The sequence below is a fragment of the Herbiconiux daphne genome (genome assembly GCF_024979295.1).
GTDB classification, from domain to species: Bacteria; Actinomycetota; Actinomycetes; order Actinomycetales; family Microbacteriaceae; genus Herbiconiux; species Herbiconiux daphnes.
On the sequence record NZ_JANLCJ010000729.1, the window covers coordinates 1 to 542 of the forward strand.

At 50.0% G+C, this 542-nt stretch carries 1 pseudogene; it reads left to right on the forward strand.

The features are described 5' to 3' along the window. A pseudogene (locus N1032_RS27385) lies at positions 1–542 on the forward strand (hypothetical protein); the annotation flags it as partial.

Consider the following 542-nt stretch of genomic DNA (forward strand, 5'->3'; position numbering starts at 1 on the left):
CCAGTTGAGACTCCTCCAGCAGAAGTGCCACCAGAAGCTCCAGAACAGCCTGTAACGCCTTATGAGGGTATCAATCGTCCAAGTACATTACCTGAACAGCAAACCGCTCCAGAGGCCGTACAGACGCCTACAGGGCAGGGTGTACCACAACGTCCTGAACAGCGTTTGGGTGAACAACCAGTACCTGAAGAACAAGCTCCAGCTGCTGCTCCAGAAGAAACTGCTCCAACCGTACCGGAAGAAGCGCAACCAGCGCCGACGCAACCTGAGCCAGTGTCTACTGAAGAAGCTAATCGTCGTGCTGCACAGATGTCTACTAAACCGAAAGGTCGTGCAGAAGAACCTGCTGCTGCACCATCAGCTGAAGAAGCTCCTGCTCCTCGTGGAGAAGGTGTTCCTCAGAAACCTAAAACTAAGCCTGCTGAAGAAGCTAAACCTGCTGAAGAAACTCTTCCTAAAACTGATGAACCGGTTAAAGTTGAAGAGACTGATTTCAAAGAAGGTGAATCCACTGAACATCGTAATAAACGTGTTGCTGATAT